The following is a 15,367-nucleotide window of genomic DNA, read 5'->3' as shown; positions in this document are numbered from 1 at the left end:
CACCACCCAGCCAGATCCGAGCGCGAGACGAAAGCCAGCACCTGCCACGGCACCCGCAGTGCGTACGACCCGCGAGGCGACTACTGAAATACCCGCAAAAGGACACATCTCACGCCCTGAATTGCTTGCACTACTTGCACATATAAGCGATAATAGACATGTCAGTACAACACGGGACTAACCACCCCATCACCGAAAGAGAGCATCAAATGGGCACTACTGCCGAAACAGCCACCGTTGGAACGGTCGAGGAGCTGGACCCGCGCACGCTGGTCGTCGCCGCGAATGTCCGCGCCGACGTGCAGCTCGATGCCGCATTCGTCGCCTCGCTGCGTGACCTGGGCGTCTTGGAGCCGGTCACCGTCGTAAGTGACGGCGACGAGGTCCGCGTCCGGTACGGCCAACGCCGCACCCTCGGCGCGATCGAGGCTGGACTCGCCACGATCCCGGCCCGGGTGATCGACGTGGCCGACGACGAGGCGCTGCGGATCGTGGCGCAGATGGCCGAGAACGACCACCGCACTGCCCTGAGCAACGCTGACCGGCGCGTCGCCTACGAGCAGCTAAGCGGCCTGGGCCTCACCGCTGCGCAAATCGCCAAGCGCACCCACCGATCCAAGGAGGAAGTGCAGGCCGCCACAGCGGCTAGCGCCTCCCCGGCCGCGACGGCGGCCCTGGCGCAGCACCAGGACAGCCTCTCGCTGCTGGACGCGGCAGCGATCGCCGAGTTTGAGGACGACGAGCAAGTCGTGTCCTCGATCGTTCAAGCCGCCATCGAGGGTGAGAGCACCGCCCACGTCATCCAACAGGCCCGCGACGAACGCGCGGACCGCAACACCCGCGAAGTGACCGCCGCGTCCCTGCGGGACAAGGGCCTGACGGTCATCGACCGCCCGCCCTACGGCTCCCCCATCACCGAGGTATCCCGGCTGCTGGGCACCCGGGAAGCCACGCGCCCGATCCGGGAAGAAGAGCACGAGACCTGCCCGGGGCACGCGGTCTACCTGGCCAAGTCCTACATGCGCAGCGGCGACAGCGCGTACAGCCCGATCTACGTGTGCACCGACCCCAAAGGCAACGGGCACACCGTGGCCGACCCGTACGGGCGCACCCAGCCGGTCAGCGGCCCGATGAGCGAGGAGCAGAAGGCAGAACGGCGCGCCGTGATCGAGAACAACAAGGCCTGGGATGCGGCGGTGAAGGTCCGCGCTGAATGGCTCGCGTCGTTCGCCAAAGGCACCGGGAAGCTGGTCGATGTCGAACGGTTCATCGCCCACGCGGTTGCCCGGGGTGAAACCCCGGCCCGGACCTACCAGGACACCAAGGAGACCGCCCGGATCGAGCGGATGAGCGCCCCGGCCGCGACCCGGCACGCGGCCGCGCTGATCCTGGCCGCCTGGGACCAGGGCACCAGCCGGCTGACCTGGCGCTCCCCCAGCGCCACCGACGCCCGGATGATGGGCGCGATGACCGCCTGGGGGTACACCCCCGGCCCCGTAGAGCGGCTGCTGATGCCCAAGGCCGCCAAGAAGCGCACCACCACGGCTAAGAGCGCCTGACAGGCGGTTGGTGGCCCTCACCGTTCGGTGAGGGCCACCAACGCCCCGTAGGGGCGCAGAGCGGTCACGGCCTGCGGCCTGTGCCGTGCCAGATCGGGCGCCGGCTGCCGGTCTTCGGGTCGCGGCCGGGGGCCCGTGCTTCGCCCGGTCCCCCGGACCTACTCCCCTACGCCCGGCAGCCGGCGCAGGTTGGCACCCGTAGGCACGGCCATTCATCGAGGGCATCGCGCAGCTGATGTGGGTGGGCACGAAACGCGCTCCGCGCGAGCTGAAGACGAGGGGGTGGGGGTCGCAGCAGGGAGGGATTACTTCCCCGCGGAACCGAGGCGGTCCGAGCAGCCGCGCGACGAGGGGCAAGCAGCTGCCACGGCACCCGCAGGGCGCACGATTGGCGCGGCGACTACTGAGGTAGCTGCGCAAGAAAACTGAGATTGCACCGGAAAAAGCTTGCACTACTTGCCCATATACGACATACTAGACATGTCAGCACAACACGGGACTAACCACCCCACTACCGAAAGGCTTCACCATGGCTCACGAACTTGACACCTACGGAACCCAGGCTGCAGCAGTCTTCGCACGACAGGACGCGTGGCACCGACTGGGCACCGTGGTGCGCGATCGCGCGTTCACTGCCGAAGAGGCAATGACACTCGGCAAGCTCGGCGGCTGGGATGTGCGCAAGTCCCCGCTACAGACCGCCGTGATCGACGCTGACGGTGTCGGCACGCTCGAGGTACCGGGGCACTTCGCCACCGTACGCACCAGCCCGTTCACCGGGCGGCCGGAGGCCTTGGGGGTCGTCGGCGCGGGATACGCCGTCCTGCAGAACGAGGATCACGCCCAATTCCTGAACACCTTGGTGGATGAGTCCGGGGCGATCTTCGACACCGCCGGATCCCTGCGCGGGGGCCGTCAGACGTTCATCACGCTGCAGATGCCCGAAACGATCAAGGTCGGCGGGTCCGATGAGGTCCAGCTGAACATTGCCGCCCTGAACAGTCACGACGGGTCCAGCGCCTTCCGGCTACTGCTGACCCCGACCCGGATCGTCTGCGCGAACACCCAAGCGGCCGCGCTGCGCAACGCGACCGGCACCGTCAGCATCCGCCACACCGCAAACGCCCGGGCCCAGGTTCAGGCCGCGCGCGACGCGCTTGGGCTCACGTTCGCCTACGCGGAGGCTTTCCAGGCCGAAGCCGACGCGCTGGTCGATCAGGCGATGACCGACGGGCAGTTCTGGGAGCTGGTCGAGGGCATCTACGGCATCCCCGACAAGGACGCACCCACCCGCACGCAGAAGGCCACCGCGACCCGGACCCGCCAGCTGGGCCACCTGTGGCACGACGCCGACACCCAAGCCGACATCCGGGGCACCCGCTGGGCCGGCTACCAGGCCGTCGCGGAGTACGTCGACCACTTCCAGCCCGTGCGCGCCAAAGGCGGCGACAAGGCCACAGCCCGCGCCCTGCGGTCGGTGGTCTCCCCCGAAGCCACCGCGATCAAAACCCGCGCCTGGCGGCTGGCCACCGCGGCGGTGTGACCGCCTGGGGATCTCGCACCCTCACCAGGTGCGAGATCCCCCGCCCGCGCGCAGAGCGGTCACGGCCTGCGGCCTGTGCCGTGCCAGATCGGGCGCCGGCTGCCGGTCTTCGGGTCGCGGCCGGGGGCCCGTGCTTCGCCCGGTCCCCCGGACCTACTCCCCTACGCCCGGCAGCCGGCGCAGGTTGGCACCCGTAGGCACGGCTATTTATCGAGGGCATTGCGCAGCTGGTGTGGGTGGGCACGAAGCGCGCTCCGCGCGAGCTGAAGACGAGGGGATGGGGTTCGCGACGTGGACGGATCACTCCCCCGCGGTACCTATGCGGCGCGGAAGTAGTCGACGCAAGCGGCCTTGACTTCAACTAAAAGCACATCTTACCTCACTTGCATATATAGCACTGGTCCGCGCTAATGAATATGTCAGCACAACACGGGACTAACCACCCCATCACCGAAAGGACGAGGCAGTGACTCTCGATAGTCGCGCAGCGATGACAGCAATCGAACAGGTACATGCCGAGCTGGAGCAGCGGCTGGTACGCCGGCAACGCCTGGACGCCATGTTGCGCCCCCCGAAGGATCCCCGCGAGAAGATGCAGACCGACGAAGCCCGCTCCATCAGGGCGCACAACGCGAAGCGCGAGGCGGCGTTCCATGCCGAGCTGCAGCGCGTACGCGAGCTGGCCGCGCGCATGGACGCCGGAGGTCTGGTGATCGTGGCCCAGGTCGCTCACGGGTGGCGCGCATGGTGCGAGGACTGCGGGGCGATGAGTCCAGTCTGCGGATCAGCTGGGGGAGCGGCGATCTACCGCCACGACTGCTACAGCCAGACCCCGCCGGCGGCCGACGCAACCCACTTCTGAGACGAGAAGACCGCCCCGCCATACGTGATGGCGGGGCGGTCTGTGTCAGCACAACGGCGGAACCACCCGCCGAAAGCAGTCCGACTCTACCAAGCAGGCCGGGGCACAAGCTTGGTACGGGCGTGCAAAGTACTTGCACATATTGCCTGAATGCTTGCATATATAGCACTCGTACGCGATAATGGATATGTCAGCACAACAACGGGCTAACCACCCATCGACCGAAAGGAACGTCATGAGCTACCTGATCCAGACCGGAAACCTCACCCAGACCCCGGAGCTGCGCCAGTCGAAAGCCGGAAAGGCCTGGACTGAAGCACGCGTGATCCACAACGACTACGAGCAGGGGACAGCGGGGGAGTGGAGCGAAACCAGCAGCATCCCGTACACGGTGCGGATGTTCGGACGCCAGGCCGAACAGCTGGTGGGGGCCGCCGAGGCTAACGGCAACATCGCCATCCAGTTCGCGGGCCGCTACGCGGTGCGCGACTTCGCCCGCAAGGACGGCAGCAGGGGGATCTCGTACGAGGTGAACGCCGACACCTGGGCAGTGCTGCCGGGTCAAGACGTCCAGCTGCGCAAGAGTGCGATCCAGGAACGGCCCGCTTCGGCAGGTGCGCCGTCCCAGGACCCCGAAGCGGAGCCGCCCTGGTGAACAAGCACTCATCCCTTGGGGCCGGGCCATGCGCTCGGCCCAATGGGCCTATCCCGCGTCGCTACAGAAAGGAGGGGACCACCCGTGAGCACCCCCACGATCGCCGTCTGCAACCAGAAAGGTGGCGTTGGTAAGACCACGACCTGCTACCACCTGGCACGCGCTGCGGCGCGTGAAGGACGACGAGTCCTCGCGATTGACCTCGATCCGCAAGGCAGCTTGACTGCCATCCTCGCCAAGAACGGGTCCGTGCAGGCTGACGAGCTGACTATCGCCGATGTGCTCAGCCCGCGCGTGCAGGATGTGGCCCTGGTCGACGTGCTGACCCCGGGACTGTGGGAGGGGATCCAGGTCGCGCCGGCCACCAACCGCACCCTGGCCGCTGTACGCGATGAGCTGATCACGACACCCCTTGGGCGTGAACGCCGCCTGGCGGACGCCGTCGCCGGCGTACCGGGATACGACCTGGTGTTGGTCGACTGTGCGCCCGACCTGAACACGTTGATGCACAACGCGTTGGTCGCCGCCCAGTCCGCTGTCGTCGTCACCGCGCCGGCCTTTTTGGCCAGTGAGGGACTGTCGACGTTGCTGGGCACGATCGAGGAGATCCGCGGCTACTACAACCCGCAGCTGAAGGTCGGGGGAGTGGTGGTCAACGGGTATGACTCCCGCCGGGTGGGCCATCGTGACCGGTTGGCGGAGCTGGAGGCCAGTGGTCTTCCGGTGCTGGACCCCGTCATCCCGCAACGCGCCGCGATCCAAGATGCCACCGACAGCGGGTACGGCCTGGATCAGTGGCCCGGCGGGTACCCCCTGGCCGACTTGTACCAGCAGCTGTTCCGCGCGATCACCAAGGAGATCTGAGATGGCCAGGCCACCCGCCCGCAAAAGCAGTCTCGCCGGGTCCAGCTACTTCACACCGGCGCCAGCGGCGCCCGCAGTCCGTGAGGCAACAACTGTGACGACACCGGCCAGCACCCAGGCCGCCGCGGAGCAGACCGCAGTGCCTCGGTCGCCGCGGGGGAGTAACACCCATTCATCGGCAGCGCCGGCGGGCACGCAGCGCATCGCCACCTATTGGCCGCACCACGAGCTGCTGCCCTTGGCGCGCGGCGCGTATGTGGCGGACCTGCAGCGCGTCCCCGGCAGCCCGGACAGTTTCGCCCGGTGGATCGGTCAAGCTGTACGCGATTACGCCCACCTGACGACCGACGGCCGAGAGCGCGCCGCGCTCGAGCCAGTCCCAGGTGGGGAGGGCAAGACCCTCGCGCGCCCGTTCAACATCCCCACCGACGACGTCGCAGCCATGCACCGTGCCCAGCGGGTGGACCTGGAGCACAACCAGGTGCGCTCCCGCAGTGAGTTCATCACCCGTGCCATCCGCGCGGCCATCGCCACCGCACGCGAACGTGCCGGGGGCAACCTGCCAGAGGTGAAGGGCCGGCTGCCAGGACCGGCCACGCGTCTTGGTGTCCCGCCTGCATAACTTGCACTGCTGGCACATGTTGACCATCTAGCACTCAATAGACGCATGTTTTTTGCACTCTGATCGGGGCTGTTCGCCGTCGATTGGGTGCCGCGTCGGCTACATGCCCGATGGACTCGACTACGGGCGTCATACATCTCCAAGGGCGGAAGCGCGGGACAGGGCATGTCAGAGCCGACCGCAATACTGCAGACGTGATTCATGACTCGAAACTTGGCGGCGCAGGACAGACTGCGTCCGCTGATCGAGATGCGCGCACCGCCACATTGCTGGAGCGGGCTCGTCTTTCCTTAGACAGCGCGTCGGCCGAGCTGCTGCGCGCAGACGCGATTGAGCTGAACATTGCGTTGGCCACCTCGATTGCTCGGCGGTACACGAACCGCGGCGTAGAGCTGGACGACTTGCGGCAAGTGGGGCTAGTGGCATTGGTCTTGGCGATTGACCGGTTCGACCCGCAGCACGGGACCCGGTTCACCCCATTCGCCAGCATCACCATCCACGGGGAGCTGAAACGCTACCTACGCGATCACGCGTGGGCGGTACGACCGCCACGGAGGCTGCATGACCGGTACAACGAGATCAACGGCATCGTTCACGAACTGACCCAGAAGCTGGGTCGATCTCCCAGCACTGAGCAGATCGCTCAGTCGATGGGCCTCACCACCGCCCAGGTGCAGGAGGCCCGTCATATTGCCTCGAGCTACACCGCGACCTCATTGAATGCCTTAGTAGTCGACCAAGGTGACAACGTCGCAGGTGACGGGCTGAACCTGGGCACCGTGCCCAGCATTGAGGCGCGGTTGACCGCCCTACAGCTGGGCCAGGCCATTGCCACACTGCCACCGCGAGACCGATTGATCGTGCAACTGCGGTTTGACCAAGACCTCACGCAACGGGAGATTGGTGAGCGGCTAGGCATTTCTCAGATGCAGGTCTCGCGACTGATCTCCTCATTGATGAACCATCTGCGGGACGTTCTGGGCGGCGTCGGACCGGCGTCTTGCCCCAGCTGAAAACCCTGGTCAGTGACAATTATGGGCGAGCAGCAACTGCACGCACCCGGGGGAGTGGTCCGGTAGGGACTATCCGCGCCTGTGGTTGGGGTTGTCGAAGCATGGCGTCCACGGTCCCAGCTGGGCTATTGGGCGACACCATCGACGATCGCCGAACCACCGATGCCTTGCGGCTGGTATGTACGAAATTACTACCCAAACCGTCTTCCTATCTACTGCTGAGTAACCTACGCTGAGGGAGGTCCCATTTCCTGCATAGGCGGTGATGTGATGGCCACGATTTTGGTCAGTTCCTCCCGGTCAGCTCAGGGCAACACACGACGTGTTGCGTCCGCGATCGCGGCATACCTGAACGCTGACGTCATTTCACCGGCGATGGCGACTAGGGACGTCCTCGCCCGTGCGGACCGCATCGGTTTCGGCTCAGGCATCTACTGGCTGGGGTTCGATCAGGACTTGGTCCACCAGATCGAGCGGCTGCCGCCGATGCCGGGTAAAGACGCGTTCGTCTTCGCTACCAGTGCCCTGCCAGAGCCGCCGTTCCGTCAGTATCTCCGCCGGTTCCGCGACCTTCTGGAGGACAAGGAGTTCCGCGTTATCGGGATGTTCGCGTGCCGAGGGGCCGCGACCTGGGGTCCATTCAAGATGGTCGGCGGTGTCAGCACCGACCATCCTGATGAGACGGACTTGATCGCGGCACGTGCCTTCGCGACCCGGCTAGCGCCCTGACGCCGCTACATCACCTGGGCTGGGGCGGCTGATGGAGCCCTGGGTCTTCTCACATACGTGGTCCCTGGGTAACTAGCTACTTGCTGATGTGGGGGAGTGGACGTGTCAAGGTGGCGCGCACGCACCTAATTCCCGCCCGCGGTCGTGAAGCGTTCAGTTTCTAGTGGCAGGATCACATCATCGGGAAATACTCCGAGCCCATTAGTAGCGGCAATATTTGTGATGGAGGGGTTGCTCGTGGCACAGCGGGTCCAGATCATTCTTGAGGACGACATTGATGGCAGCGACGCGGCTGAGACGGTGCAGTTCGCCGTGGACGGGGTCACGTACGAGATCGACGTGAACGAGCAGCACGCGACGCAGCTGCGGGAAGCGTTCGTCAGCTGGGTGGGCGCGGCCCGGAAAGTTCGTGGCGCCGCGTCCAAGCGCAGCCCCGGCGGTAGCGCTGCGGGATCTAAGACGGATCCGGAGCTGCTGAACAAAATGCGTGAGTGGGGCCGGGCCAACGGGCACCAGGTCAGCGACCGCGGCCGCGTGTCGAAGGCACTGCAGGACGCCTACCACCAGGCCCACTAAGGCAGTGATAGCGATGTGACGGCCCCAGCAAGGTGCTGGGGCCGCCACATCGCGCTCAAGAGCGGTGACTAGCGCGTCCGGCGCCGGCCCGTAATGCTCAGGTAGGCCGCGATCAGCACGATGGCCACGATGATCCCGACGATGAACGGGATGATCCGGAACCCACCGTTGGAGTTGTGGTAGCCCAGCTTGTAGGCAATCCAGGACCCTAGGGCGGATCCGATGATGCCCAGGATGATGGTCGCGATCAACCCGATGTTCTGCTTGCCGGGCATCACCAGTCGGGCCAACGCGCCGACGATGAGGCCGACGACGATCGCGCCGATGATGGTTCCGATCATGAAATACCCCTTATGGGTTCGATGTGACAAGAACATCTGGTGCCGACGGCAGCGGACGGGGATTGACTGTTGCGTGTGTGAGATGTTCGCGCAACACGCGGCCGTGCAGGGCGAAAGCCGGAGTGCTGCTTCAGGATGTTTCATCAGGTCTTGCACCCGCCCGGCATCGACCCGAACCGGGTGGTGGGGGAGGGTTCCCTGCCTTCGGTATACGCCCAGGATGTGCTGGTATTTTCCGGCGCACCTTTTACCCCAATGAGGGGTTGTGGGTGCTCGTCCGCGTTACTGGTACGACAGAAGGATCTTCAAGCAATGGGAGCGCGTCCGTGACGCGGGACATCAACGTGCTGCGGCTGCGGATGAGCCGAGCCAAGAGACGCCAGGCCGCCACCAAGATCGCGGCCGACGCCGCATCCTTGATCGATCGTGGCGAGCGAACGGTCACCCTCAGCGTGACCAACCGCCGCACCTTGAACGCCTTCGGCAAACGCGCCGGGTCGTTTCAGCCGGAGACCCTGCGCCGCCTCGAACAACGAGTCATGACTGAGCTCTCGACAGCGCATCCAGGCCAGTACGTCGTCCATGCTCGACGCTGCGAGGACAGCAGCATCGAAGTCCAGATCGACACGCTGATCTAAATCTGTGCGACCACGGCGTTCGGCGTTTCGTGATCTGCCCCAGCAGGACTGCGCACCCAGCATGCTCAGCTGACGACGTTGGGTTCGCTGGGAGCGATCAACTTTTCGCGCATGACTGCAGCAGATTGATCCCACAGCGCTGCATCCGCACGAATGACGACAAGGGCCTGGTCCAACATCCCCGTGCGGATACGCACTCCGCGTTCACGAGCAAGCTTGCGTACCGCTTTGCGCAGTGCTTCCACGTCGATGCTGTCGTCACAGCGCATCGCGCACTGGCCCTTGGCGAGGGCGCGATGGACCAGTTGCTCAGCAAGGTCAGCCGTGTCGTTCATAGATGCCAGTGTCGGTCGATGCTGCTACGCGCGCCAGGGCAAGGCATGGCTCGTTGCTGGTGCAACTTGTCATAATATAAATTATCGGTTATTTACTAGACTAGGCTAGATTGCTGCTCTCGCAACCCATTTCGTGCGTCTGACGCCCCAAGCCGCAGGTGTTCCACGTGATAGACCGCTTCGTCGAGCAGGGCGGCGACGTGCTGGTCGAACAGGGCGTAGTTGATGTTGCGCCCGTTGCGGGTGGATGTGACCAGGCCCATCATGCGCAGTAGGCGCAGCTGGTGGAACACCGATGACTGCTCCAGGCCTAGGGCCGTCGTGAGCTCACCGACGGTGGCCGGCCCCTGGCGCAGCTGAGACAGGATCAGCAGCCGGCTCGGTGCGGGCAGGGCCTGCAAACGTTTCTGCGACCGCTGCCGCGCTCTCTGGATCCAGTCGCGCTGCCGGCGTGTCTGGTCCTGCGTCCCGTGGCCCCACCAGCTAGAACACACCACACGATTTGGCGGTGTTACGCCTCGGACGGCGCGCAATCGCGCGCCTCCTTCGTGGGTCTCGGGTTGGTTTGACCGGGTCTCGTATCGCCTCAGGAGATATTTCGGTGTAAGTTTTGTTATGCCGACGCCTGAGGGCGACCCGGAAGTGAGGCCAGGACCCCCGCCATCTGACGGGACCTGGCCTTTGCGTTGCCCGGCTAGTCGAGTTCCACGTCGATTCGCTGGATGAACCCTTCAAGGCGTTCACTCCAGCGCAGGTTTCCCACTGCGGCTTCCCCCATCGCACCGAGGACCTGGTCGGCGATCCACAGCAGGGGCTCTTCGGATCCGCGCGCGAAACTCACCCGCAGGTCGGTCGTGATCACTTTGCTACCGCGCATCTGCGCGACCAGTAGCTCGTCGCGTCGAGCTTGGGACGGGGTGCGCTTCTCCAGCGTCAATGAGGTGACGGAGCGCCGGTTCAGCTCCCACGCCAAGGTCTCGAGCGTCTTGGCCCGGGCGCGCTCCTGACGCCTGCCATCGAGTGGGCCTGAGACCACGGCCACGTGCGCCAGCTCCAGCGAGGCAACGACCTTGATGCTGGCGTCTCGCTCTTGATCTGTCTGGTCTCGCCAGTGCAGTTTTCCTGGTCGAGGCCACAGAGCGCTCATCTGACCACGCAGGTCAGCACAATCGCCGTCCTTCACTACAGCCGCAGCCATCGAGTAGATGGGAACACTGACGTGCGCAGAGCGCATGCTCTCGTCACCCCATGCGGTGAGATCAGTCCGCATCGCCACTCTCATCCTGTTTCGGACGATTCCGGTTGGCGATCACCAGGGAACCCTCAACGTTCAAGTCAAGGATCAACATGCCGTCCTCTAGTGATGGAGTCCATCGCTTAGCGTTGGTCGTGTCGATCCCTATGAACTTGGCGAACATCGTTCCTGCGATAAGGACGGGTCCCGTCCCCTTGGACTGATTTTGACGGCGAGCTGGGTAGGCGTTGAGGTTGGACTCGTCCGACGGGGAGATCGCGATTCGGCGCGCTTCGGCGTCCCACAAGAAGGTCACCATCATCGGCTCCCCCAGCATCTTGTAAGCGGCATCGTTGACGCTGAAGAGTCCGCGCTTCTGGATCGTGATAGCAGGAACGGTGGAGACCGGAGCGCTCCCCTTCTGAAACTCTTCAAACGGCATCGCTCGACTCCTCGACTTGTGGACGTGCAGAGATGCTATCACCGTAGGAGCTATTAAGAATTTTAAAACACTCTGTCGGCATCGGGTCGGCAACGTGACGTCGATCACGTGAAGCTGGTGGCGATGGTTTAAACACGCCGGGGCGGGAGTTGTTCGCACAACTGCGAGATCTGTCGTTCTGGGGTACACCCCAGAACGACATCGCTGGATCGGCTCAGAAGTGCCCGTCTGGGGTCCCTGTCAGGGTTTTCGAACACATCTGTCCGACGTGCATCCAGTCCGCCACCAGGTGATTGCGGCTGGCAACGCGTTTCGCGTGTGCTGAGCGGGTCAGCAGATTTTGATGGGCAGGGTGACGTTGTCGGCGAACGTCGTGTGGGTTCGCAGTAAGGACTTCCACCGCAGCAGCAGCGAACCGTCGAAGGTGCTGTCAGTGCGGAAGCTGGCGTTCGGTGGGCAGGTGGTGGGCCGGTGCAGCGTGAGGAGCAAGCGGATGGTTCCTTGCGCGGGGATCGTGGCCGGGAATGAGTGCCAGGGTGTGTCGACTCCAAAGACCGACCCGTCGGGCACTGTGTGGAACACCGACCACTGGACACCGATCGCGGGCGCCATGTCCCCGGCGCTGGCGGAACGGATCGTCACGGCGTGCGACCCGGGGTTGTAGAGGGAGCCGATCACTTGTCCCGTGGTTCCCGGGGCGGAGGTGAGGCGGTACGAGGAGTCCTCGTCGATGAAGGCGAGGTCGTTGGACACCGGGCCACTGAAGCTGCCGCCCTGGAGGGGGCCGTAGCGGTGGTCGAGAGCGACCAGAAGTAGCGCGACCGCGGCGCACACCACGAGGACCACGCCGACCACCGCGACAGTGGCCTTCCGTGGCCAACGGCGCGCTTGGCTAACGGCGGCGGTCGCCACTTCGGCCGATCAACGCTGCGCTGGCATCCGAGTTGTTCATAGCGGTGAACCTACTGGCACAACATCGGCAAAGCCCGCGTTTGAGGCTTGCTCAGTGACGATCCATTTCGAGCAGCGGAGCGGCCCTCACGCCGCGCGGCGAGATCCGCGAAGACTGGTGCTCGAAAGCCCTGCTCAGTGCCGACGCTGCTCGAAATGTCGGATCGTGGCGACTTTCGAGCACAGGTCGCGACAGGGTGGGGGAGTGCTCCACTGACGGTCCCGTTCCGGACTAGCAGCCTCAGGCGTCAGGGTCATTCAGCGGTGGGGTCTGCGGTTATGACTAGAAGGTCAGGCGGTCCAGATAGTTGCGGTCGCTTGAGTGCAGGTCGACGCGGATTGCAAGCGACTCGATCCCAACGCCGGGTACTGGCAACGATGCTGGGGGACCGCTCATCATGACCCCTGAGTAGATCAGGAACCTGAAGCGGATCGGCACGGTCGGAAACGGTTCTTGGAAACGAATCTCGATCGTGTCGTGGGACGGCGCCATGCCCATCGTCCAAAATCCGCTCACTCCGGGCGGGGCGTACCTGGCATAGCGGATGTGGTCGCCGGGAACCTGCCACGGGCGGCGCAGCAACGCCGGGTACTCGATGCGCAGCCCCTCGGCGTCCAGGTGAAGACGTCCAGTACGGCCAATCAACATCAGCGGCACTGCTGTCCCGCCGAAGCCGAATAAGCCTAGAGCCAGCACCACTGCGAGCAGGTCCACTGCCATGCCCGTGACAGGCACGGCGACAACGAAGCCGACGCCTGCCAGCAGGCACAAGGACCCCACAGCGACCACTACTGTCGCGGCCCACCCCCACTGCGGCCGCAAAATTATCTTGTCCACCGGGTCAGTCTCTAGCAGTCCACACGCCGGTCCAGAAACGATCTTTTCTGGACCATCTTGGCCACACCCTTGACGCGCTGCCTGGAACCGGTCCGGAACGCTGGTCCATAAATGGGGTGGTCCAGAAACTGTCGCAGACGTGACTTCTGAACCGTGGTTGGGGAGTGGGGTGATGGCCTGGGGGGTATGTGCAGGTCTCGATCGTGCAGTTCGTTGGTGAGTGGTTCGTCGGACTGGATTTTGGGAGAACGTCGGCCTGACGTGTCAGTCCGGCCGCGATGATTAGCGAAGGAGGGCGCGCTTGGCTCCAGTAGCTAGGAAGAGCTCGGCGCGATCCCAGGTCCAGCCCATGTCGATGACCGTCCGCCACGGCGGTAGGCCGAGGTAAAACCAGAGTAGGTCCACGGCCTCTGGAACGGTCAATGCGTCAGTGAGTGCGCCGAGTTCGCGGATGCGGGTGACGGCCGCATGGAGGCGGTCGCGGTAGCCATCGATCGCGGCTTGCATGGCGTGGCCTATCAGCGGGTCGGCGTTCGCGGTGTCGAAGGCGATGGTGACCACGTCGTGGAAGCGTTCATGGGTCATCCGGGTGCCCCGTGCGAGTGCCTCGATCACCTGGTCTCCGTCAGTAGCGAGAGAGATGTCCTCGAGAGATGCCCGTGCGCTGGCTGCGTCGGCGGCTTGCTCGATGAGGGCGGTGACGATGCCGGCCTTGTTGGCGAAACCCACGTAGACCGTGTTGGTTCCCACTCCGGCACGCCGGGCGATCTCGGCAATTGTCGATGCTGGGTAACCACGTTCGGCGAAGAGGGCCTCGGCGGCGTCGAGGATGGCAGCCCGGGTGCTGGTGGCCCCATGCCGTCTCGGTGTGCGGGCTGATGGTGGCAGCTTGGCCCCGTCCGGCATGGTGTGCACCTTATCCAGGGTCGAGGATCATTGCCGCTGCGCCTCGATGACGGAGTAGGGCCCGGTCGAGGGAACAACGCCCAGGATCTGAAATTCGGCCTCGGACAGCAGCGTGGCGAACTCCTCGACGCTGCGTTCGCGGCCGCCGGCGATGCCCATCATCAGCAGGTCCGATGTCTTACTCATATCGGCGACATCACCAGCAGGTACGACGTTCTCGATGATCAGCAGCCGGGAACCGGATGCGGCCACCGCGGAGAGGGTTCGCAAGATGCGGATGCTGTCGGTGTCGTCCCAGTCGTGCAGCACTGAGGAGAGCACGTAGATGTCGGCAATGGGGGCTTCGGTGAAGAAATCACCCGCTACGACCTCGACCCGTCCTTCCAGATCGGCCTGCTTCATAGTCTGAAGCGCTAGCGGGGCAACGGTCGGAAGGTCGAGAACGATGCCGCGCCTGTCCGGGAACAGCTGCAACAGCTCGACCAACATGCTGCCGTCCGCCCCACCGATGTCGGCGATCACAGCGCCGGGTGGAAGCTCGTAGTCGGAGAAGAGTCCTTGGCGCAGTCCAGCGGTCAATGCGGCCATCGCTCGACTCAGGAGGCCTGCGCGCTCCGGGTCCGAGGTGACCCAGTCGACATACGGTTCGCCCAAATACCGTGTCGCCGCCGTTTCGCCGGTACGCAAGGTGTGGGTGAGCTCACTGAAGGGCAGGTAACTGGTCTCCATCCAGAAGCAGGCGATTTCATAGACCGACTCCGGGTGGTGTCGCGAGAGCGTCGCACCCGTCGCGGTGGCAGTGATGAGTTCGCCGTTGGTGGTGAACACCCCCAGGGGGGCCAGCGTGCGAATGATGCGACCCAACGTGTCCTGATGCGCGCCGGTCCGCTCGGCGAGTTCTTCAAGTGTCAGCCCGCCACCGTCGAGGAAGGTGAGTACGTCCAGTTTTGCTACTGCATAGAGGGCTTGAGAGGTCATGAAACCGGCGAGGAGGCCGGTCATGGTCTCGGCTGGGCTGATCGGAGAGTCCATCGACATAGAATAGTAGTAGCACTACTACTCTTACGATTCAATAGGGATACGTAGTGGCACGATGACCGGAAGAGAGGATCTAACGGCCAATCCTCACTGCAGGAAGGTCCAGGAGGGCAGTCGAGACTGGGATTGGAACAACGGGCCTCGAGGTCGTTGAGCATGCGGTAGCCCCAGTCGATCGAGGCCGCTGCAACCACCAGAGTCGTCGCAGGTGTGGCCAGAGA

19 protein-coding genes are annotated in these 15,367 nt (G+C 64.5%); 10 read left to right on the top strand and 9 right to left on the bottom strand.

What is annotated here, in order from left to right:
• The first annotated feature begins 209 nt into the window (after nucleotides 1-209).
• The 9 genes from HNR15_RS17495 to HNR15_RS17455 all read left to right on the top strand — a co-directional run bounded on the left by HNR15_RS17495 (nucleotide 210) and on the right by HNR15_RS17455 (nucleotide 8,423).
• Nucleotides 210-1,559: a ParB/RepB/Spo0J family partition protein gene (locus tag HNR15_RS17495; RefSeq protein WP_179483911.1), complete on the top strand. Its 1,350-nt coding sequence runs from the start codon at nucleotides 210-212 to the stop codon at nucleotides 1,557-1,559.
• A 529-nt stretch (nucleotides 1,560-2,088) separates the two neighbouring features.
• Nucleotides 2,089-3,102: a DUF932 domain-containing protein gene (locus tag HNR15_RS17490; RefSeq protein WP_179483910.1), complete on the top strand. Its 1,014-nt coding sequence runs from the start codon at nucleotides 2,089-2,091 to the stop codon at nucleotides 3,100-3,102.
• 490 nt (nucleotides 3,103-3,592) lie between these two features.
• The gene (locus tag HNR15_RS17485; RefSeq protein WP_179483909.1) at nucleotides 3,593-3,964 is read left to right on the top strand and encodes a hypothetical protein; all 372 of its coding nucleotides are present in this window, start codon (nucleotides 3,593-3,595) and stop codon (nucleotides 3,962-3,964) included.
• A gap of 235 nt (nucleotides 3,965-4,199) precedes the next feature.
• Complete coding sequence (locus HNR15_RS17480) at nucleotides 4,200-4,619, top strand: single-stranded DNA-binding protein (protein WP_179483908.1); 420 nt, start codon at nucleotides 4,200-4,202, stop codon at nucleotides 4,617-4,619.
• An 84-nt stretch (nucleotides 4,620-4,703) separates the two neighbouring features.
• On the top strand, nucleotides 4,704-5,483 hold the full coding sequence (locus HNR15_RS17475; RefSeq protein ID WP_179483907.1) for an AAA family ATPase: 780 nt from the start codon (nucleotides 4,704-4,706) through the stop codon (nucleotides 5,481-5,483).
• A gap of 94 nt (nucleotides 5,484-5,577) precedes the next feature.
• Nucleotides 5,578-6,105 (top strand): hypothetical protein, encoded by a 528-nt coding sequence (locus HNR15_RS17470; protein WP_179483906.1) that lies wholly within the window; start codon nucleotides 5,578-5,580, stop codon nucleotides 6,103-6,105.
• 194 nt (nucleotides 6,106-6,299) lie between these two features.
• Nucleotides 6,300-7,118, top strand: coding sequence for a sigma-70 family RNA polymerase sigma factor (locus HNR15_RS17465; protein ID WP_179483905.1), 819 nt, complete (start codon nucleotides 6,300-6,302; stop codon nucleotides 7,116-7,118).
• 270 nt (nucleotides 7,119-7,388) lie between these two features.
• A complete protein-coding gene (locus HNR15_RS17460; protein WP_179483904.1) occupies nucleotides 7,389-7,847 on the top strand; it encodes an NADPH-dependent FMN reductase family protein in 459 nt (152 codons plus the stop codon).
• 237 nt (nucleotides 7,848-8,084) lie between these two features.
• A complete protein-coding gene (locus HNR15_RS17455; protein WP_179483903.1) occupies nucleotides 8,085-8,423 on the top strand; it encodes an Lsr2 dimerization domain-containing protein in 339 nt (112 codons plus the stop codon).
• Nucleotides 8,424-8,491: 68 nt separating this feature from the next.
• Here the strand turns inward: HNR15_RS17455 and HNR15_RS17450 are convergent, their stop codons facing one another.
• Nucleotides 8,492-8,764: a GlsB/YeaQ/YmgE family stress response membrane protein gene (locus HNR15_RS17450; protein WP_179483902.1), complete on the bottom strand. Its 273-nt coding sequence runs from the start codon at nucleotides 8,762-8,764 to the stop codon at nucleotides 8,492-8,494.
• A gap of 326 nt (nucleotides 8,765-9,090) precedes the next feature.
• On the opposite strand from HNR15_RS17450, the gene HNR15_RS17445 reads away from it, so the two are divergent.
• The gene (locus tag HNR15_RS17445; RefSeq protein ID WP_179483901.1) at nucleotides 9,091-9,402 is read left to right on the top strand and encodes a hypothetical protein; all 312 of its coding nucleotides are present in this window, start codon (nucleotides 9,091-9,093) and stop codon (nucleotides 9,400-9,402) included.
• A 65-nt stretch (nucleotides 9,403-9,467) separates the two neighbouring features.
• Here the strand turns inward: HNR15_RS17445 and HNR15_RS17440 are convergent, their stop codons facing one another.
• From HNR15_RS17440 to HNR15_RS17405, 8 genes are all read right to left on the bottom strand, one after another.
• Nucleotides 9,468-9,737 (bottom strand): hypothetical protein, encoded by a 270-nt coding sequence (locus tag HNR15_RS17440; RefSeq protein ID WP_179483900.1) that lies wholly within the window; start codon nucleotides 9,735-9,737, stop codon nucleotides 9,468-9,470.
• 95 nt (nucleotides 9,738-9,832) lie between these two features.
• On the bottom strand, nucleotides 9,833-10,138 hold the full coding sequence (locus HNR15_RS17435; RefSeq protein ID WP_179483899.1) for an ArsR/SmtB family transcription factor: 306 nt from the start codon (nucleotides 10,136-10,138) through the stop codon (nucleotides 9,833-9,835).
• A gap of 293 nt (nucleotides 10,139-10,431) precedes the next feature.
• Complete coding sequence (locus HNR15_RS17430; RefSeq protein WP_179483898.1) at nucleotides 10,432-11,007, bottom strand: hypothetical protein; 576 nt, start codon at nucleotides 11,005-11,007, stop codon at nucleotides 10,432-10,434.
• Nucleotides 10,997-11,413, bottom strand: coding sequence for a hypothetical protein (locus HNR15_RS17425; RefSeq protein ID WP_179483897.1), 417 nt, complete (start codon nucleotides 11,411-11,413; stop codon nucleotides 10,997-10,999). The genes HNR15_RS17430 and HNR15_RS17425 overlap by 11 nt, the downstream gene beginning before the upstream one ends.
• A gap of 330 nt (nucleotides 11,414-11,743) precedes the next feature.
• The gene (locus tag HNR15_RS17420; RefSeq protein WP_179483896.1) at nucleotides 11,744-12,268 is read right to left on the bottom strand and encodes a hypothetical protein; all 525 of its coding nucleotides are present in this window, start codon (nucleotides 12,266-12,268) and stop codon (nucleotides 11,744-11,746) included.
• 379 nt (nucleotides 12,269-12,647) lie between these two features.
• Nucleotides 12,648-13,202, bottom strand: coding sequence for a hypothetical protein (locus HNR15_RS17415; protein WP_179483895.1), 555 nt, complete (start codon nucleotides 13,200-13,202; stop codon nucleotides 12,648-12,650).
• 282 nt (nucleotides 13,203-13,484) lie between these two features.
• Entirely contained in the window at nucleotides 13,485-14,108 is a 624-nt protein-coding gene (locus tag HNR15_RS17410) for a TetR/AcrR family transcriptional regulator (RefSeq protein ID WP_179483894.1), read from the bottom strand.
• Between the two features lie 27 nt (nucleotides 14,109-14,135).
• Nucleotides 14,136-15,140 (bottom strand): methyltransferase, encoded by a 1,005-nt coding sequence (locus tag HNR15_RS17405; RefSeq protein WP_179483893.1) that lies wholly within the window; start codon nucleotides 15,138-15,140, stop codon nucleotides 14,136-14,138.
• Between the last annotated feature and the right edge of the window lie 227 nt (nucleotides 15,141-15,367).

The sequence above is a fragment of the Allobranchiibius huperziae genome, from assembly GCF_013410455.1.
Lineage (GTDB): Bacteria > Actinomycetota > Actinomycetes > Actinomycetales > Dermatophilaceae > Allobranchiibius > Allobranchiibius huperziae.
Note: the sequence above shows the minus strand (reverse complement) of the source record. Positions and strands in the feature narration are given on the sequence as shown.